The sequence below is a fragment of the Streptomyces sp. NPDC093568 genome, from assembly GCF_044764945.1.
Classification (GTDB): domain Bacteria; phylum Actinomycetota; class Actinomycetes; order Streptomycetales; family Streptomycetaceae; genus Streptomyces.
In genome coordinates, this window is sequence record NZ_JBIWJD010000007.1 from 503,170 (window position 1) to 520,939 (window position 17,770).

Below are 17,770 nucleotides of genomic sequence, written 5' to 3' on the forward strand. Positions count from 1 at the left end.
GCGGGCGAAGGAAGGTCCGGGGGCTCGGCCCCCGGACCACTGCTACTACCGCTACTACGTGGTCGACCGACGTCGCCGGGCGCCCGGCCTGCGCTCGCTCGGCCGAGTCACCGGATCCCCGGCCTCCACGGCCGCGGCCCTGCGCCGCAGCCCGAAGTCGGCCAGCGCCTCGGCCAGCTTGTGCACGGACGGCTCCGGAGCCATCACGTCCACCCGGAGCCCGTGCTCCTCGGCGGTCTTCGCGGTGGCGGGCCCGATACAGGCGATCACCGTCACGTTGTGCGGCTTGCCCGCGATCCCCACCAGGTTCCGGACGGTGGAGGACGACGTGAAGAGAACGGCGTCGAAGCCACCGCCCTTGATCGCCTCCCGGGTCTCCGCCGGCGGCGGCGAGGCACGCACGGTCCGATAGGCGGTGACGTCGTCGACCTCCCAGCCCAGCTCGATGAGCCCGGCCACCAGGGTCTCCGTGGCGATGTCCGCCCGGGGCAGGAACACCCGGTCGATCGGGTCGAAGACGGGGTCGTACGGCGGCCAGTCCTCGAGAAGCCCCGCGGCCGACTGCTCCCCGGACGGCACGAGATCCGGCTTCACACCGAAGGCGATCAGTGCCTTCGCCGTCTGCTCCCCCACCGCCGCGACCTTGATCCCGGCGAACGCGCGGGCGTCGAGCCCGTACTCCTCGAACTTCTCCCGCACGGCCTTGACGGCGTTCACGCTCGTGAAAGCGATCCACTCGTACCGGCCGGTGACGAGCCCCTTCACGGCCCGCTCCATCTGCTGGGGCGTGCGCGGCGGCTCGACGGCGATCGTCGGCACCTCGTGCGGCACGGCCCCGTACGACCGCAGCTGGTCGGAGAGCGAAGCGGCCTGCTCCTTCGTCCGCGGCACGAGGACCCGCCAGCCGAAGAGCGGCTTGGACTCGAACCACGACAACTGATCACGCTGAGCCGCGGCGGAACGCTCACCGACCACGGCTATCACCGGCCGCCCGCCCTCGGGCGAGGGCAGCACCTTGGCCTGCTTCAGCGTCTGGGCGATCGTCCCCAGCGTCGCGGTCCAGGTCCGCTGCCGGGTGGTCGTACCGGCGACGGTGACCGTCATCGGCGTATCGGGCTTGCGCCCCGCCGAGACCAGTTCACCGGCGGCCGCGCCCACGGAGTCCAGCGTCGTCGACACGACCACGGTCCCGTCCGACGCGCCGACCTCGGTCCAGCACCGGTCGGACGCGGTGCGCGCGTCGACGAACCGCACGTCCGCGCCCTGCGCGTCGCGCAGCGGGACGCCGGCGTAGGCGGGGACGCCCACGGCCGCGGCGACACCCGGTACGACCTCGAACGGCACACCGGCCGCGGCGCACGCGAGCATCTCGTTGGTGGCGTACGTGTCGAGCCCGGGATCCCCGGACACCGCACGCACGACCCGCCTGCCGCCGCGCGCGGCCTCCATGACAAGATGTGCGGCATCCCGCACCGCGGGTGACCCAGCGGTTGTTGACGAGCCGTCAACGACCGCCAGTTGAGGTGTGCCTGGGCCCGGAGCCGCGTCCGCCGCGGCACCGGTCTCCGTGTGCACTTCGGCGACGCCCGATCTGGCGTGCTGGCGTACGACGTCGAGCACCTCGTGCTCGGCGACGAGTACGTCGGCGTTCGCCAGCGCCTCCACGGCGCGCAGGGTCAGCAGCCCCGGATCCCCGGGTCCGGCACCGAGGAAGGTGACGTGCCCGTGTTCAAGGCCGGCGGGAAGGGTGGTGGGGCTCACTGTGCTCGCTCCCCCATCAGACCGGCCGCGCCCTGGGCAAGCATCTCGGCAGCGAGTTCGCGACCGAGCGCCAGCGCTTGGTCGTGCGTCTCGGGCACGGGACCGGTGGTGGACAGCTGCACCATGCGGGTGCCGTCGGTCGTGCCGACGACGCCGCGCAGGCGCATTTCCTTGACAATCTGCCCGTCGGCCAGAAGGTCGGCCAGCGCGCCCACGGGGGCGGAGCAGCCGGCCTCCAGGGCGGCGAGCAGTGATCGCTCGGCGCTCACGGCGACCCGCGTGAACGGGTCGTCGAGTTCGCCGAGCGCGGCGACGAGGTCCGCGTTGTCCGCGGTGCACTCGATCGCCAGTGCCCCCTGGCCGGGGGCGGGCAAAACCGTGTCGACCGACAGGAAGTCGGTCACTTCCTCGCTGCGGCCGATGCGATTCAGGCCGGCCGCGGCCAGCACGACCGCGTCCAGCTCACCGTCGCGCACGTACCGGATCCGGGTGTCGACGTTGCCGCGGATCGCGACCGTGTCGAAGTCCAGCCCGTGGCTGCGCGCGTACGCGTTCAGCTGGGCCATCCGGCGCGGCGAGCCCGTACCGATGCGCGCCCCGCGCGGCAGGTCGGTGAGCTTGAGGGCGTCCCGGGCGACTATCACGTCACGCGGGTCCTCGCGCTCGGGTACGGCCGCCAGGGCCAGTTCCTCGGGCTGCGTGGTCGGCAGGTCCTTCAGCGAGTGCACCGCGAAGTCGACCTCGCCCCTGAGCAGGGCGTCCCGCAGGGCGGTCACGAAGACGCCCGTGCCGCCGATCTGCGCCAGCGCCTCGCGCGAGACATCGCCGTACGTGGTGATCTCGACTAGCTCGACGGGCCGCCCTGTCACCTGGCTCACCGCGTCGGCGACCTGCCCGGACTGGGCCATGGCGAGCTTGCTGCGCCTGGTGCCGAGCCGTAGTGCCGCTTGAGTCATCGTGGGCCTCGGTCCTTCTCGGTGCTGTCCTCGGCGCGGGAGACGGAGGCCACCGTCTCCTGGTCGAGGTCGAACAGGGTCCTCAGGGCATCCGCGTACCCCGCGCCGCCCGGCTCCGCCGCGAGCTGCTTGACCCGCACGGTCGGCGCGTGCAGCAGCTTGTCGACCACGCGGCGCACGGTCTGCGTGATCTCACCGCGGTGCTTGTCGTCGAGTCCGGGCAGCCGGCCCTCGAGGCGGGCGATCTCGTTGGCCACGACATCGGCGGCCATCGCACGCAGCGCGACGACGGTGGGCGTGATGTGCGCGGCCCGCAGCGCCGCCCCGAAGGCGGCGACCTCGTCGGAGACGATACGGCGGACCTGGTCGACGTCGGCCGCCATCGGGGCGTCGGCGGAGGCCTCCGCCAGCGACTCGATGTCGACCAGCCGCACCCCGGCCAGCCGGTGCACGGCCGCGTCGATGTCGCGCGGCATGGCGAGGTCGAGCAGCGAGAGCACCGGCGCCGGACGCGGGGTCTCGGCGACCGGCTCGGGCTTGCGGCGCTCGGGGATCCGGCCGACGGTGGCCGCGGTCGCGGCCAGCGCGGTGATCAGCTCGGCGTCGGCCTCGGGGCTGCGCCGGGCGGCCTCCCGCCGGTCCACGGCACTGCCCGCGGCCCACGCGGCGTGCTGCTCCAGGGTGGCCGCGTCCATACCGGCGACGGCGGCCTCGCCGAGCACAGAGAAACCTCCCTGCACGGCGGCGACGTCCAGCGGGCAGTTCTCGTCGGTGCCGACGCTGGTGGGCGGCAGCGGGGTCTGCCGTACGTCGGCGGAGTCGGTGTGCGTGCGGGGAGCGGGCGCGCCCGCCTCGGCGAAGGCGACCGGCCGACCGGTACGGCCCTCCACCGCGGCGGCGACCTCCTCGGCCGTGAGGACGAGGCCGGTCGCGCCGGTGCAGGAGACGGCGACGTCGGCACGTGTCAGCTCGACCGGCACCGCGTCCATCGGTACCGCGCGGGCCAGCACGTCCGTGTCGTCCGCCGCGTTGAGGATCTCCGCGAGGCGCTCGGCGCGGTCGGCGGTGCGGTTGGCGACGACGATCTCGGCGACCCCGGCCCGCGCGAGCGTGGCCGCGGCCAGCGAGGACATCGAACCGGCGCCGATGACCAGGGCCTTCTTGCCGCGGGCCCACGCCGTGACGTCCGCCTGCTCGGACAGCTGCTCCAGGCCGAAGGTGACCAGGGACTGCCCGGCGCGGTCGATGCCGGTCTCGGAGTGGGCGCGCTTGCCGACGCGCAGGGACTGCTGGAACAGGTCGTTCAGCAGCCGTCCGGCGCTGTGCAGCTCCTGCGCCTTGGCGAGGGAGTCCTTGATCTGCCCGAGGATCTGGCCCTCGCCGACGACCATGGAGTCGAGCCCGCAGGCCACCGAGAACAGATGGTGGACGGCCCGGTCCTCGTAGTGGACGTACAGGTACGGCGTGAGCTCGTCGAGGCCGACCCCGCTGTGCTGGGCGAGCAGCGTGGACAACTCGGCGACACCGGCGTGGAACTTGTCGACGTCGGCGTACAGCTCGATCCGGTTGCAGGTGGCGAGCACCGCGGCCTCGGTGGCCGGTTCGGCGGCGACCGTGTCCTGCACCAGCTTGACCTGGGCGTCCGCGCTCAGCGCGGCCCGCTCCAGGACGCTGACCGGGGCGCTGCGGTGGCTCAGCCCCACGACGAGGAGACTCATGCCGGCATCACGGCGGGTACGTCCCCGTCGGGCCCCTGGTCGGTGGTGCGGTCGGAGTCGCGGGTGACGGCGGCCGGACCGGCACCGTCGGTGTGGGCTTCCTCGCCGGCCTTGCGCTGCTCGTGGAAGGCGAGGATCTGAAGCTCGATGGAGAGGTCGACCTTGCGCACGTCGACGCCGTCCGGGACGGTCAGCACGGTCGGCGCGAAGTTCAGGATGGAGGTGACGCCGGCGGCCACGAGCCGGTCGCAGACCGGCTGGGCGGCACCGGCGGGAGTGGCGATGACGCCGATCGACACGCCGTTGTCCTGGATGATCTTCTCCAGGTCGTCGGAGTGCTGCACGGGGATCCCGGCGACGGGCTTGCCGGCCATGGCGGGGTCGGCGTCGATGAGCGCGGCGACCCGGAAGCCTCGGGAGGCGAACCCGCCGTAGTTGGCGAGGGCGGCGCCGAGGTTACCGATGCCGACGATGACAACCGGCCAGTCCTGGGTGAGCCCGAGTTCGCGGGAGATCTGGTAGACGAGATACTCGACGTCGTAGCCGACACCCCTCGTGCCGTACGACCCGAGGTACGAGAAGTCCTTGCGCAGCTTGGCGGAGTTGACCCCCGCCGCGGCCGCGAGCTCCTCGGAGGAGACCGTGGGTACCGAGCGCTCCGACAGCGCGGTCAGGGCTCGGAGGTACAGCGGAAGCCGGGCGACGGTGGCCTCGGGAATCCCTCGGCTGCGGGTCGCCGGTCGGTGAGTTCGGCCAGTTGCCACGGTGCTCCTGCGGGTAGAGCGGGGCTGTAGGCGGTCACACGTCCCTACATGACCGCCCCGTCGAATGCAGGCTATGTCTTTGTGAACGCGTGCACAAAGATGGTGTCCGATTTGCCCGCCCAACGTGACCGGGCTCACGCACGCCCGGCGCACTGGTGTGGAACCGGCGCATACGCACCACCGTTCCTCAACTCTTGGGGGCAAAACCGCACACTCTCCTCAACGATGCCCGCCCCCGAGACCAAGTCGCCATCGATCCTAAGCCGATTCCGGAGGACTTTGGACTACTCGGTCAGTGCTTTGCGGAGGCGATCCTCGTTCACGCGCCAGAAGGTGTGCTGGTCTCCGTCGACCAGCACGACGGGGATCTGTTCCCAGTACTGGTCGTGGAGTTGGGGGTCCTGGTTGATGTCCTTGAGTTCCCACCGAACCCCCAGTTCGGCACACACCTTCTCGACGGTGGTCTGTGCGTCATCACACAGATGGCAGTCCGGTTTGCCGATGAGTGTGACGAGCCGGTCCTGCGGGGGCTTGGCTGCGGTGCGACGAAAGAGGGGGCTCATGTCAGCCATTCTCCCGCGCCGACGCGCGGACGCCCGGCCGCCGCCCGACCACACTGTTTAACTGCGCGGTCGCGGAGAGTTCACAACCTTCAAACCTCTCGACTCCGGAAGCACCGAACAGACTGGCTATGCTCACGGTCATGGCCGCTCTTCGATGGCTCACTCCCCGTAGGCGCTCAGCCACGGCACGGAGCGTGTTGGCTGGCGAGGCCTCGGCGGAGGCAGCGCGCAAGTCGTCGCAGGAAGCGACGGAGGTCCCCGAGGCCGAACCGGACTTCCCTGTGCTCGGCGACGAGAAGGCCGCCGCGTTCTTCGACCTCGACAACACCGTGATGCAAGGCGCCGCGCTGTTCCACTTCGGCCGGGGCCTGTACAAGCGGAAGTTCTTCGAGACCCGCGACCTCGCGAGGTTCGCCTGGCAGCAGGCGTGGTTCCGGCTGGCGGGCGTCGAGGACCCGGAGCACATGCAGGACGCGCGCGACTCCGCTCTCTCCATCGTCAAGGGCCACCGGGTCGCCGAGCTGATGTCGATCGGCGAGGAGATCTACGACGAGTACATGGCCGAGCGGATCTGGCCGGGCACCCGGGCGCTGGCCCAGGCGCACCTGGACGCGGGCCAGAAGGTCTGGCTGGTCACCGCGGCCCCGGTCGAGATCGCCCAGGTGATCTCCCGCCGCCTCGGCCTGACCGGCGCCCTCGGCACCGTGGCGGAGTCGGTGGACGGGGTCTACACCGGCAAGCTCGTCGGCGAGCCGCTGCACGGCCCGGCGAAGGCGGAGGCCGTCCGCGCGCTGGCCTCGGCGGAGGGCCTGGACCTCTCCCGCTGCGCGGCCTACAGCGACTCCCACAACGACATCCCCATGCTCTCCCTGGTCGGCCACCCCTACGCCATCAACCCGGACACCAAGCTGCGCAAGCACGCCCGCCAACTGGACTGGCGCCTGCGCGACTACCGCACCGGCCGCAAGGCGGCGAAGGTCGGCATCCCGGCGGCGGCCGGAGTGGGCGCGGTGGCCGGCGGCACGGCCGCGGCGATCGCGCTGCACAGGCGCCGGCGGTAGCGCCGGGTTCGGCACCTCGGCGGGTTCGACACCCGCGACCGCCCGGACGACAGGTCCGTGGCGGAGGTCGACCACGCCCGGCCACGGGACCCAATCCGCACCCCATACCCCCGCAACTCCCTGTCCAGTCGCCTTGGCTGCACACGGCCACAACACGCCCCGGAGTAAGCCGGAACACGGACGCATTCGATCAACAATCGGTCACTCTGCGGCACTTGATCGGGCGTCAATCGGTTACAGAAGAGACGCAATCGGTGATTTGAGCAACTGGGCGTAGCAGTGCCTGCACGAAGCGTTATTCTCCTCAGACGCAAACCGGTACCTCTCCGTCGCTACGACGGGTGAAAGGTTCCGTACTGCACGTGATGGAAGCTCTGCCTCTGGGAGTCCCGTGTACCCACACGTCGGGGTTGACGCCTCGGGCCTGGCTACGCTCCGCGCGACGGTCCTCGACCTGTTGCGCGGCTTCGTCCCCACCGCGTACGCCGTCCCCGCCCTCGCCGTAACCACCGCGCCCGTAGGCCCGTGCTACGCGCTCGCCGACGGCGGCGCGGCGGTCGGCAGACGGGGACGCTCGGCCGGCGCCACGACCACTCGCCGTCCCGCCGCGGACAGCGACAGCGCTCGCATGATGGATCTCGTCGAACGCGCGCAGGCCGGCGAGGCCGACGCGTTCGGACGGCTCTACGACCAGTACAGCGACACCGTCTACCGGTACATCTACTACCGCGTCGGAGGAAAGGCGACCGCCGAGGACCTCACGAGTGAGACCTTTCTGCGGGCCCTCCGCCGCATCGGCACGTTCACCTGGCAGGGCCGTGACTTCGGCGCCTGGCTCGTCACCATCGCCCGCAACCTCGTCGCCGACCACTTCAAGTCCAGCCGCTTCCGGCTGGAAGTGACCACCGGCGAGATGCTCGACGCCAACGAGGTCGAGCGCTCCCCCGAGGACTCCGTCCTCGAGTCCCTCTCCAACGCCGCGCTCCTGGATGCCGTACGACGGCTCAACCCGCAGCAGCAGGAGTGCGTCACCCTCCGTTTCCTCCAGGGCCTCTCGGTCGCCGAGACCGCCCGCGTCATGGGCAAGAACGAGGGCGCCATCAAGACCCTCCAGTACCGGGCCGTCCGCACCCTCGCCCGGCTCCTCCCGGAAGACGCCCGCTGAGCGGCACCACCGGTGCCGATCCAGCACTCTCCGCAACCTTCAACTCACCGTCGGTGAAAGTCCGTTGACTTCGCGGTCTGTTCATCCTCCGTCCGTAACCCAAGTGCCGCGCCACTCGTTGTGCGGGATGCAGGCTCCCTGTGGTCACTCCCTGGCCGACTTCGATCACTCGATCGTGTGCATGTGGTCAGGGCGTGCAACCCTCAGGACCCCCTGGGGAGCCGACCGTCATCACGAGAGGAGGTGCCGCCAGTGATCGCGAACGTATCGGCACACCGGCGGGCGAACGCCTTCGCCCAGGCCCTGGACGAGCTGACCGACCGGGATCCGGCGGCCGAGCAGCCCGAGCAGCCGGATGGATCGGCACCGGCATCGGCATCGGCTGTCGCGGAACAGACCGAGCGGGGGCGCCTGTTGGCGCTCACCGAGAGTCTCGGCGAACTGCCCAAGCCCGAACTCGACCCCGAGGTCAAGGTGGTCCAGCGCGCCCAGCTCGTGGCCGCGATGGAGGCCATGCTCCAGGAGGGCACCGCGGGCGGCGAGGCGGGCACTGCCCTGCCCGGGCAGCGTTCGGAGCGGGGGCGAGGGGCTCACCGGGCGTCCCCGCTGGGCAAACTGCGGCCCCGCTCACGGCTCGCCAAGGGCCTCACCGCGGGCGGGCTCAGCGTAGGTGTCGCCGCCGGAGCCTTCGGCGGAGTCTCCGCGGCGAGTTCCGACGCCCTGCCCGGTGACTCCCTCTACGGCCTCAAGCGAGGCATCGAGGACTTCAAGCTCAACGTCCTGGCCGACGGCGACGACGAGCGCGGGCGCGGCTATCTCGACCAGGCCTCCACCCGGATGAGCGAGGCCCGGCGGCTGATGGAGCGCGGCCGCGGCGGACAGCTCGACCACGAGTCGATGGCGGAGATCCGCCGCACCTTGTCCGGCATGCGGCACGACGCCTCGGAGGGACACCGCCTGCTGCGCGAGGCATACCAGCGCGACCCGAACTCGCTGGGCCCCATCCAGGCGCTCTCCGCGTTCTCCCGCTCGCACCGCGAGGCCTGGGGCCACCTCCGCCAGCGGCTTCCCCTCCAGCTCGGGGACGTCGGCGACCAGGTGTCGTCGGTGTTCGACGCCATAGACGAAGAGGTCGCCCCGCTGCAGTCCCTGCTGCCACCGCAGCCGGCCAAGAGCAGCGACGGCAAGCGGCACGGCGGCTCCGGTTCGGCCTCCACCGGCTCGTCGGGCTCGGACCGTTCGGCCCGCCCCAGCGCGGGCGGCAGCGGCTCCTCGGACGGCAACCGCTCCAGCCGCCCGAGCAACTCCGCCGAGAGCTCCGGCAGCGAGAGCGAGGGCCTGCTCGGCGGCAGCACCGGCGGCCTCCTCGACCCGCCGAAGGACACCGGCAGCACCGGCTCGTCCTCAACCACCCCGACCCCGACCACCGAACCCGCCGTCACCCTCCCCCCACTCCTCCCGGGCCTCCTCCCGGGCCTGGGCATCGACAGCGAGGACGCGAACTAACCACAGCAGTCAGCACGGTACGGCGATGGGGGCACCCCTCCTGAGAGGGGCGCCCCCATCGCCGTACCAAAGCCAGGCCTGTCATCACCCGTCAGAAGGACACCGACCGCCGCTGCACCAGCAACTTGGCCCCTCCTGTCTGCTGCCCTCGCACTGCTTCGCAGGCTTCGCACAGCTGCGCCGGACTCCGTCCAGCGGCTCCGAGCGACCCGGCAGCCGGACGCACGCGGCGCCCTGCTCGGGAGCGCCCGTCCCTGCCTACGTCATCCCGGACGTCAGAAGAACACCGACCGCCGCTGCACCAGCAACTTGTACAACGTGTGCTGGATCTGCTCCCTGACCTGGTCCGTCAGGTTGAACATCAGCATCGGGTCCTCGGCGGCCTCCGGCGGGTAGCCGTCCGTGGGGATCGGTTCGCCGAACTGGATCGTCCACTTGGTCGGGAGGGGGATCGCGCCGAGCGGGCCCAGCCAGGGGAACGTCGGGGTGAGCGGGAAGTACGGGAAGCCCAGGACACGGGCCAGCGTCTTCGCGTTGCCGATCATCGGGTAGATCTCCTCCGCGCCGACGATCGAGCACGGGATGATCGGCGTGCCCTGGCGCAGCGCCGTGGAGACGAAGCCGCCGCGGCCGAACCGCTGGAGCTTGTAGCGCTCGCTGAAGGGCTTGCCGATGCCCTTGAAGCCCTCCGGCATCACGCCGACCAGCTCGCCCTGCCCCAGCAGCCGCTCGGCGTCCTCCGCGCAGGCCAGGGTGTGGCCCAGCTTGCGGGCGAGCTCGTTGACCACCGGCAGCACGAAGACCAGGTCGGCGGCAAGGAGCCGCAGATGCCGGCCGGCCGGATGGTTGTCATGGACCGCGACCTGCATCATCAGGCCGTCCAGCGGCAGCGTCCCGGAGTGGTTGGCGACGATCAGCGCGCCGCCCTCGGACGGGATGTTCTCGACGCCCTTCACCTCGACCCGGAAGTACTTCTCGTACACCGGGCGCAGCAGGGACATCAGAACCTGGTCGGTGAGCTCCTCGTCGTACCCGAAGTCGTCGATCTCGTAGTCCCCGGTGAGGCGGCGGCGCAGAAAGGCGAGCCCGCTCGCGATGCGCCGCTCCAGGCCGCCGCTGCCCTCGCCCTGGGGCCTCACGGAGGCCGGCTCTTCCTCAGGTGTCACAGGAACATCATCCTGCGCGAAGGACCGTCCCGGGAGGGGCTGGACCTCGCGTACCAGCGCGGATTCACCGCTCTTGCGCCGGCTCCCCCCGCTCCGGCGCCGCGACGGCCGCTGAACGGCGCTCCCACGGGACCGGTCGTCGTCGAACGGAATGACCTTGGCGTCCGCCATCGTTGATGCGCTCCTCAGTTGGCGCTCTGCGTCGGGGGGTGACCGCCGCCCAGGACGGGCAGCGCGGCGATCCGGTCGACGGCCCCGGCAAGGGCCTCCGGCGGCAGCAGACCCGGTCCGCGGCTGCGCGCGAACTCCGCGAAGGTCTCCGCCGTCGTGTACTTCGGCTGGAATCCGAGGGTCTCTCGCATCTGGTCCGTGAACACGACCCTGCCGTGGGTGAGCAGCCGGATCTGCTCCGGCGAGAAGTCCGACATGCCCAGCGTACGCACCATGGAGCCCGCCCACGTGACGGCGGGCAGCAGCAGCGGCACGGTGGGGCGGCCCAGCCGCCGGGAGCACTGCGAGAGCAGCAGCACGCCGTCGCCGGCGATGTTGAAGGTGCCGCTGTTGAGCGTGCCCCGCGCCGGCTCGTGCGAGGCGATGCGCAGCACCTCGATCACGTCGTCCTCGTGCACGAACTGCAACCGCGGGTCGTAGCCGAACACGGTCGGCAGGACCGGCAGCGAGAAGTACGAGGCGAGCGGGGTGTCCGCGGTGGGTCCGAGGATGTTGGCGAACCGCAGCACGCACACGGCGACATCGGGCCTGCGGCGCGCGAAGCCCCGCACATACCCCTCGACCTCCACCGCGTCCTTGGCGAAGCCGCCGCTGGGCAGCGACTTGGGCGGGGTGGTCTCGGTGAACACGGCCGGGTCCCGGGGCGCGGACCCGTAGACGTTCGTACTGGACTTGACCACGAGCCGCTTCACGGTGGGGGACTTCTGGCAGGCGCCGAGCAGCTGCATCGTCCCGATGACGTTGGTCTCCTTGACCGTGGTCCGGCTGCCGCTGCCGAGCGCCGTTCCGGTCACGTCCATGTGTACGACTGTGTCGGCGCCGCTCTCGGCCAGCACCCGCGCGATGGTGGGCTGCCGGATGTCGGCCTGGATGAAGTCGGCACCGCCCAGGTGGTGCTCGGGCGGGACCGCGTCCACGGCGACCACCCGGTCCACGTCCGCATCACGCTGGATCCGCCGTACGAATCGGCCCCCCAGTTGACGGGCCACTCCGGTCACGAGCACGACCTTGCCCAAGATCAGCGCCTTCCTTCCAGCACTCGTACCCCTGCCGAGTTCCCCGTCTGCGGCCAACTTAGCGGTTTGATGTTGCGCTGTGATGACCGCCCAATGCACGAAGTGACGAGAATTCCCTGCGTACGACCGGATGGCCCAGGCTCATGTCCAGGCATACGCACGGAGTTCGGTTCTTCGCACGCCGCCCCCGATACACGTGTGGCCCCCCACCGGGTGTGGTGGGGGGCCACAATCACGCTGCTTACGCGGCGTCGCTTACTTCTTGTTGCGACGCTGAACGCGCGTGCGCTTGAGCAGCTTGCGGTGCTTCTTCTTAGCCATCCGCTTGCGCCGCTTCTTGATAACAGAGCCCACGACTACCCTCGCTCACTTCTCATCACTCGGCGTTGGGCGCCATGGGCCCATACGACCTACGAGGGGCTAGCCTACCCGCCCGAGCGCTGAGGTCGTAATCGAGGGGACGAGGGGGGATCCCGCAATGCCCTGAGGATCCCCCCTCACCCGTCGCTGTCAGGCGGTTTCCACCCCCACGTAACTCTCGCGGAGGTACTCGTGAACCGCTTGCTCGGGGACGCGGAAGGACCGCCCCACCCGGATCGCGGGCAGATGACCGCTGTGCACCAGCCGGTACACGGTCATCTTCGACACTCGCATCACCGAGGCGACTTCCGCCACGGTAAGGAACTGAACCTCGTTCAGAGGCCTCTCGCCAGCTGCAGCCATGACACACCTGAACCTTCCGCACTCGACGGCCACCGGCTTCCCCTTCCGGTGACTCTTCGTCGCTGCGTGCTCACTCCCCAATGTAGGGGCCTGTGATGCGAGTGGGGAAGAGGTGCAGCCATCGGCGACCTACTGTGACAGACACGCTCGATTGAGTACGTAGCGGGTAAGCGGCCGGTAGTAATCAGACCGCACAGCGTCATCAAGTGGAACGACGACGGACACGGACCCCTCGGCCTGCCCCACAAAGAGCGCGGGGTCATTCGTATCGGCCGGACCAATGGCCTCAAACCCCAGCTGACCTGCCCCGCAGACCCAACCGTGATCCCCGATCACCAGCTCCGGCATGGGCCCGCCGGCCTCCGCCGCGGCCGCCAGCGCGGTACGAACCGGGAGGGGTGAGTGCGTGTGTGCGCCGGGCTCACAACCGGGGCGAGATCCGCCGGGTTCCCGCACCAGCGCGACTCCTCGTACGTAGGCAAGGTTGTACGTGCGTAGGCCGAACCGGGTCGTTATGTCGACACAGTGACCATGCGCGGGGGTGAGGACGGTACATCCCGCCGCCGACAGCGCGTCCGCCAAGGCGGCGTAGAAACCGAGCAGTCGATGGGGGTGCCCGGTGCCGAGCAGGACGGGGGCACTGCGCCGGGCGGCTGCCGCGAGACGTTCCGCGAAGGCATCCAGAGCGGTCAGAGTCAGCTCGGGATCGATCACATCGTGACCGGAAGTATGGCCAGGATCGGCCGAAACCCCGCACTTCTCCGCCATCAACGCGATGACTTCGCTCATCCCCCAGCTCCCCGCCGGGTCCAGCCCGAGCAGCGCGCGGGGATCACGGGCGGCGAAGAGCCGGTAGCTCCGCAGGCTCTCCTCGCGGGAGGTGGCCACGGGGCCGGCCAGATGCGCGGCGAGGAGATGGGCGCGCAGGGCACCGGTGGTCAGCACGTCAGAGATGGTGACGGACGAGCCGGACGAGTGCCGCGAGAACCGGGAAAACACCGCACAGTTGGCGTAACCGCACCCGTGACGGCGGTGACGGAAAAGCGACAACCCCCCGCGCCGCTAGGGCAGCAGCCCCCGCAACGGGAACACCGCCCGCCGGGCCGCCAGTACGGCCTGGTCGAGCCGGTCCGCGGGGTCGTACCCCGCCTCCCAGTCCGCCCAGGACAGCGGCCACCGCCCGTCGGTCATCCGCACCGGCGCCAACTGCCGTGTCCGCGCGAAGACTTCCTGCCGCCAGCTCTCCGGGATCATCGCCTCGGGCTCGATCGGCCGCCCCGCCGCGATGCCCACCAGATGCGTCCACGACCGCGGCACGACCTCCACCACGGCATATCCGCCGCCGCCCAGCGCGATCCACTTCCCGTCGGCGTACTCGTGCGCGAGGTCGTGGCAGGCCACCTGCACGGCCCGCTGCGCGTCCAGCGACACCGCCAGATGCGCCAGCGGATCCTCGAAGTGCGTGTCGGCGCCGTGCTGCGTCACCAGCACCTGCGGCCGGAAGTCCGCGATCAGCTCCGGCACCACGGCGTGGAACGCCCGCACCCACCCGGCATCCCCGGTGCCCGCCGGCAGCGCCACGTTGACCGCCGACCCCTCCGCGTCGCTCCCGCCGGTCTCCTCCGGCCATCCGGTCTGCGGGAACAACGTACGGGGATGCTCGTGCAGCGAGATCGTCAGCACCCGCGGATCGTCCCAGAACGCCGCCTGCACCCCGTCCCCGTGATGCACGTCGACATCGACGTAGGCCACCCGCTCGGCGCCCAGCTCCAGCAGGCGCGCGATGGCGAGCGAGGCGTCGTTGTAGATACAGAAGCCCGAGGCGCCGCCCGGCATCGCGTGGTGCAGCCCGCCGGCGAAGTTCACCGCGTGCAGCGCCTCCCCGCGCCACACCGCCTCCGCGGCCCCGACCGACTGCCCGGCGATCAACGCCGACACCTCGTGCATCCCGGCGAACGCGGGGTCGTCCAGGGTGCCGAGCCCGTACGACTGGTCCGCCGCCCTCGGCTCGGCCGACGCCGCCTTCACGGCCTCGATGTAGTCCTCGCGGTGGACGAGCCGCAGCGTGGACTCCCCGGCCGGCTTGGCCGCGACGACCTCCACCTCCCGGTCGAGTCCGAAGGCGTCGACGAGTCTCCGGGTCAGGGCAAGCCGGACCGGATCCATCGGATGCTCCGACCCGAAGTCGTAGCCCGTTACTGCCTCATCCCACATCAGCTGTGCGCGGCCGCTCATGTCCGTCACCGTATCGGTCCGGTTGAGCGGCGAACGACCTGGCGTACACGAGCGTCACCAGCACCAACACCATCGGCACGAGCATGGCGCCGCGATAGTTCCACGCGTCACCCAACGCCCCCACCAACGGCGAACCGATCAAAAACCCCACATAGTTGAAAACATTGAGCCGCGCCACGGCCGTATCCGAAGCCCCCGGGAACAACCGCCCGGCCGCCGCGAAGGTCTGCGGCACCAGCACGCACAACCCCACCCCGACCAGCGTGAACCCGAGCATCCCGACCCAGGCCCCGGACGCCCCGGCCACCACCGCGAACCCGGCCGCCGCCATCAGCGCCCCGCCCCGCACGACGGCCACGGCCCCGAACCGCCGCACCCCGAAGTCCCCGATGGCCCGCCCCAGCAGCGTGGTCACCATGTACACGTTGTACGGCACGGTGGCCAGCTGCTCCGAGCTCCCCAGCACGTCCTGCAGATACTTCGCGCTCCAGTTGGAGACGGTCGAGTCCCCGATGTACGCGAAGGTCATCACCAGACACAGCGGCAGCAGCACCTTGAAGACGACTGGCCCACCCTCGGCCTGGGCCTCGTCCGCCACCCCCGGCCGACCCACACCCCCGTCGACGTACCACCGGCTCCCCACCAGCGCGGCAGGCACCAACACCACGACGACCGGCAGATAGGACACGACCAGCGCCAGATCCCAGTGCGCCCCCACCCACGCCAGCGAGGCCCCCACGATCCCGCCCAGGCTGTACGCGGCATGGAAGCTGAGCATGATGCTCCGCCCGTACGACCGCTGCAGGCTCACCCCGAGCATGTTCATCGAGGCGTCCAGCGCCCCCACGGCCAGCCCGAACGCGGCCAGCGCCACCCCCAGCTCGACCATCCGGTCCCCCGCCCCGACCCCGAGCAGCGCCAGGAGCACGACGGGCTGGGACCACCGCAGCACCCGGCTGGGCGGTATTCGCTTCACCAGCCGCTCGGTCGTGACACTGCCGACGCCGGCCAGGACCGGCACGGCGGCGAGGAAGGCGGGGAGCAGCGCGTCGGAGACTCCGTACCGGTCCTGAATGGCCGGAATCCGGGTCACCAGCAGGGCGAACGCAACACCCTGAGCGAAGAAGCTCAACGCCAACGAGGCCCTGCCGCGCCGCAGCACATCAGTCATGGCGGCGAGCGTAGGGCCCCGGCGTACTGGTGGGTAGATCCAGCCAAAGATGAATTTCCCTCAGCTTTACTTGGCGCCTGCGAGGCCGACGGACACCAGACCGCCCTCACAGGCCCCTCCGCCCTGGCCGGCGAGGGCTTCCCCCTCCCGAGCTTGCGCCCGCGCCTCCGCGACGACCATGGCAGCCATCGGACCGGCACCCAGCGCACCGCTGACCAAGAACCCCACCCCCATGGCGACGATCATGATCACGTTGCCGGCCCACACCATGGTGTCCACCGGCAGGGTGTACGCACCCACGACCCGCACCACACACTCCGTGAGCAGCACGACACCCCACACCAGGGAGAAGAGCCGCTCGGCCCGCCGAAACCGCGCGGACCCGGCGTACAGCCGCGCCCAGGCGGCCTCCCGGCCGACGTCCCCCTTGATCACCCAGGGCTTCATGCCGGCGGTCATCATCGGCTTGCCGAGCACGACGGAGACGATGATCCCGATCCCGATCGTGCTGCTGACCGCGCTGTCCTTTGCGATCATCAGCCTCGGGTCACCGGCCACGAAGCTGAGCAGCAACGACACGACGTTCACGAAGAGGATGAGCGCGGCCAGCCCGTTGACCTCGCGGGCCTTCCAAACCCCCCACCCCGTCCGCACGGCCGGCACGACACTGCTCAGGCCGAGCGCCATGAGCGTGCTCATCCCGAAGCCGTTCTTGAGGAGGTAGTACGCCCCGAGGGGCACCGCGACATCGATGAGAAGCGGCGCGAAGTTCCGCAGCTTACGACGCCTGTTGCTGGTACCGCCCGTGGTGTTACCGCCCCTGGTGTTCCCCGTGTTCGTCGTCATGCACCCAGCTTCGCGGCACCCCCCGGGCCCCCGGTAGAAACGATCGTCCGGCCCTCGGCATGACAATTGTCAGCGCCGGACCACCTCACGCATCACACGAGCAGGTCAGCCAACTCGCCCATGTCGGAGAAGAGTTGATTGGCCCCGGCAAGCTTGGCGCCTGCCGTCATGGCCGTGAACCCATAGACATCCATCCCGGCGGCCACGGCCGCCTGCACCCCCAGCGGACTGTCCTCAACGACCACACACCGCCCCGGCGCGACCCCCATCCGCTCCGCGGCATGCAGGAACAGATCCGGCGCCGGCTTCCCCCGCCCCACATCCTGCGAGCTGAAGATCCGCGAGTCCTCGAACCACCGGTCCAGCCCGGTCGTCCGATGCCCGACCCGAATCCGCTCATGACTCCCGGACGAAGCCACGCAGTACGGCACCCCGTCCGCGGCCAGCTTCTCCAATACGCCCCCGACGCCGGCCACGGGCTTCAACTCCCGCTCGAACGCGGCGAACACCCGCCCATGGAAGACGTCGTCGAACTCCTCCGGCAGCGACCGCCCGGACCGCTCCAGCACCAGGTCATGAATCCGATGCATCGCCGAACCCATGTAGTCCCTGATGGAGTCCTCGTACGACGTCGGGTGCCCCAGCTCGGTGAGGTACGCGGCGAGCAGCCGGTTGGAAATGGGCTCGCTGTCGACGAGCACACCGTCATTGTCGAAGATCACCAGGTCATAGCGCATAGGCCCGAGCTTAAACGCAGAAAGGCCCACGCCAAATGGCGTGGGCCTTTCTCAAGATTTGTTCGGCGGTGTCCTACTCTCCCACAGGGTCCCCCCTGCAGTACCATCGGCGCTGTAAGGCTTAGCTTCCGGGTTCGGAATGTAACCGGGC

The 17,770-nt window shown here is 70.3% G+C and carries 17 protein-coding genes and 1 rRNA gene; 3 read left to right on the forward strand and 15 right to left on the reverse strand.

Going from position 1 to position 17,770, the window contains the following annotated elements:
- Nucleotides 1–54: 54 nt before the first annotated feature.
- The 5 genes from ACIRD7_RS28955 to ACIRD7_RS28975 form a co-directional block, all read right to left on the reverse strand.
- Nucleotides 55–1,761, reverse strand: a complete 1,707-nt coding sequence (locus ACIRD7_RS28955) for a uroporphyrinogen-III synthase (protein ID WP_403458165.1) — start codon at nucleotides 1,759–1,761, stop codon at nucleotides 55–57.
- On the reverse strand, nucleotides 1,758–2,717 hold the full coding sequence (gene hemC, locus ACIRD7_RS28960; protein WP_403458166.1) for a hydroxymethylbilane synthase: 960 nt from the start codon (nucleotides 2,715–2,717) through the stop codon (nucleotides 1,758–1,760). Before hemC ends, ACIRD7_RS28955 begins: the two co-directional genes overlap by 4 nt.
- Entirely contained in the window at nucleotides 2,714–4,435 is a 1,722-nt protein-coding gene (locus tag ACIRD7_RS28965; protein WP_403458167.1) for a glutamyl-tRNA reductase, read from the reverse strand. The genes hemC and ACIRD7_RS28965 overlap by 4 nt, the downstream gene beginning before the upstream one ends.
- Nucleotides 4,432–5,199: a redox-sensing transcriptional repressor Rex gene (locus ACIRD7_RS28970; RefSeq protein ID WP_403458168.1), complete on the reverse strand. Its 768-nt coding sequence runs from the start codon at nucleotides 5,197–5,199 to the stop codon at nucleotides 4,432–4,434. The genes ACIRD7_RS28965 and ACIRD7_RS28970 overlap by 4 nt, the downstream gene beginning before the upstream one ends.
- A 284-nt stretch (nucleotides 5,200–5,483) precedes the next feature.
- Nucleotides 5,484–5,762 carry a glutaredoxin family protein gene (locus ACIRD7_RS28975; RefSeq protein ID WP_403458169.1) on the reverse strand — a complete coding sequence of 93 codons (279 nt, stop codon included), beginning with the start codon at nucleotides 5,760–5,762 and terminating at the stop codon, nucleotides 5,484–5,486.
- A 140-nt stretch (nucleotides 5,763–5,902) separates the two neighbouring features.
- Here ACIRD7_RS28975 and ACIRD7_RS28980 point away from each other — a divergent pair, with 140 nt between their 5' ends.
- From ACIRD7_RS28980 to ACIRD7_RS28990, 3 genes are all read left to right on the forward strand, one after another.
- The gene (locus tag ACIRD7_RS28980) at nucleotides 5,903–6,823 is read left to right on the forward strand and encodes an HAD family hydrolase (protein WP_403458171.1); all 921 of its coding nucleotides are present in this window, start codon (nucleotides 5,903–5,905) and stop codon (nucleotides 6,821–6,823) included.
- 391 nt (nucleotides 6,824–7,214) lie between these two features.
- Nucleotides 7,215–7,988: an ECF subfamily RNA polymerase sigma factor, BldN family gene (locus ACIRD7_RS28985; RefSeq protein ID WP_403458172.1), complete on the forward strand. Its 774-nt coding sequence runs from the start codon at nucleotides 7,215–7,217 to the stop codon at nucleotides 7,986–7,988.
- Nucleotides 7,989–8,240: 252 nt separating this feature from the next.
- Entirely contained in the window at nucleotides 8,241–9,494 is a 1,254-nt protein-coding gene (locus ACIRD7_RS28990; protein WP_403458174.1) for a DUF5667 domain-containing protein, read from the forward strand.
- Nucleotides 9,495–9,769: 275 nt separating this feature from the next.
- Here the strand turns inward: ACIRD7_RS28990 and ACIRD7_RS28995 are convergent, their stop codons facing one another.
- The 10 genes from ACIRD7_RS28995 to rrf all read right to left on the reverse strand — a co-directional run.
- On the reverse strand, nucleotides 9,770–10,831 hold the full coding sequence (locus tag ACIRD7_RS28995; protein WP_403458176.1) for a lysophospholipid acyltransferase family protein: 1,062 nt from the start codon (nucleotides 10,829–10,831) through the stop codon (nucleotides 9,770–9,772).
- A gap of 14 nt (nucleotides 10,832–10,845) precedes the next feature.
- Entirely contained in the window at nucleotides 10,846–11,907 is a 1,062-nt protein-coding gene (locus ACIRD7_RS29000; protein ID WP_403458179.1) for an NAD-dependent epimerase/dehydratase family protein, read from the reverse strand.
- Between the two features lie 255 nt (nucleotides 11,908–12,162).
- A complete protein-coding gene (locus ACIRD7_RS29005) occupies nucleotides 12,163–12,261 on the reverse strand; it encodes a 30S ribosomal protein bS22 (RefSeq protein WP_003948845.1) in 99 nt (32 codons plus the stop codon).
- Nucleotides 12,262–12,417: 156 nt separating this feature from the next.
- Nucleotides 12,418–12,630: a helix-turn-helix domain-containing protein gene (locus ACIRD7_RS29010; RefSeq protein WP_004984898.1), complete on the reverse strand. Its 213-nt coding sequence runs from the start codon at nucleotides 12,628–12,630 to the stop codon at nucleotides 12,418–12,420.
- 129 nt (nucleotides 12,631–12,759) lie between these two features.
- Entirely contained in the window at nucleotides 12,760–13,575 is an 816-nt protein-coding gene (locus ACIRD7_RS29015) for a phosphatase (RefSeq protein ID WP_403458181.1), read from the reverse strand.
- 117 nt (nucleotides 13,576–13,692) lie between these two features.
- Nucleotides 13,693–14,865 (reverse strand): acetoin utilization protein AcuC, encoded by a 1,173-nt coding sequence (locus tag ACIRD7_RS29020; RefSeq protein ID WP_403458183.1) that lies wholly within the window; start codon nucleotides 14,863–14,865, stop codon nucleotides 13,693–13,695.
- Nucleotides 14,834–16,036: an MFS transporter gene (locus tag ACIRD7_RS29025; protein ID WP_403458185.1), complete on the reverse strand. Its 1,203-nt coding sequence runs from the start codon at nucleotides 16,034–16,036 to the stop codon at nucleotides 14,834–14,836. The genes ACIRD7_RS29020 and ACIRD7_RS29025 overlap by 32 nt, the downstream gene beginning before the upstream one ends.
- A gap of 66 nt (nucleotides 16,037–16,102) precedes the next feature.
- Nucleotides 16,103–16,882, reverse strand: a complete 780-nt coding sequence (locus tag ACIRD7_RS29030; protein WP_403458186.1) for a VC0807 family protein — start codon at nucleotides 16,880–16,882, stop codon at nucleotides 16,103–16,105.
- Nucleotides 16,883–16,974: 92 nt separating this feature from the next.
- Nucleotides 16,975–17,619, reverse strand: a complete 645-nt coding sequence (locus ACIRD7_RS29035; RefSeq protein WP_403458188.1) for an HAD family hydrolase — start codon at nucleotides 17,617–17,619, stop codon at nucleotides 16,975–16,977.
- A gap of 60 nt (nucleotides 17,620–17,679) precedes the next feature.
- Nucleotides 17,680–17,770, reverse strand: a 5S ribosomal RNA gene (gene rrf / locus ACIRD7_RS29040); the annotation flags it as partial.

Excerpts from the sequence above, each read along its gene's own strand:
- hemC (WP_403458166.1), bottom strand. The coding sequence starts at position 2,717 with ATGACTCAAGCGGCACTACGGCTCGGCACCAGGCGCAGCAAGCTCGCC.
- ACIRD7_RS28965 (WP_403458167.1), bottom strand. The coding sequence starts at position 4,435 with ATGAGTCTCCTCGTCGTGGGGCTGAGCCACCGCAGCGCCCCGGTCAGC.
- ACIRD7_RS28975 (WP_403458169.1), bottom strand. The coding sequence starts at position 5,762 with ATGAGCCCCCTCTTTCGTCGCACCGCAGCCAAGCCCCCGCAGGACCGG.
- ACIRD7_RS28980 (WP_403458171.1), top strand. The coding sequence starts at position 5,903 with ATGGCCGCTCTTCGATGGCTCACTCCCCGTAGGCGCTCAGCCACGGCA.
- ACIRD7_RS28995 (WP_403458176.1), bottom strand. The coding sequence starts at position 10,831 with ATGGCGGACGCCAAGGTCATTCCGTTCGACGACGACCGGTCCCGTGGG.
- ACIRD7_RS29010 (WP_004984898.1), bottom strand. The coding sequence starts at position 12,630 with ATGGCTGCAGCTGGCGAGAGGCCTCTGAACGAGGTTCAGTTCCTTACC.
- ACIRD7_RS29020 (WP_403458183.1), bottom strand. The coding sequence starts at position 14,865 with ATGAGCGGCCGCGCACAGCTGATGTGGGATGAGGCAGTAACGGGCTAC.
- ACIRD7_RS29025 (WP_403458185.1), bottom strand. The coding sequence starts at position 16,036 with ATGACTGATGTGCTGCGGCGCGGCAGGGCCTCGTTGGCGTTGAGCTTC.
- ACIRD7_RS29030 (WP_403458186.1), bottom strand. The coding sequence starts at position 16,882 with ATGACGACGAACACGGGGAACACCAGGGGCGGTAACACCACGGGCGGT.
- ACIRD7_RS29035 (WP_403458188.1), bottom strand. The coding sequence starts at position 17,619 with ATGCGCTATGACCTGGTGATCTTCGACAATGACGGTGTGCTCGTCGAC.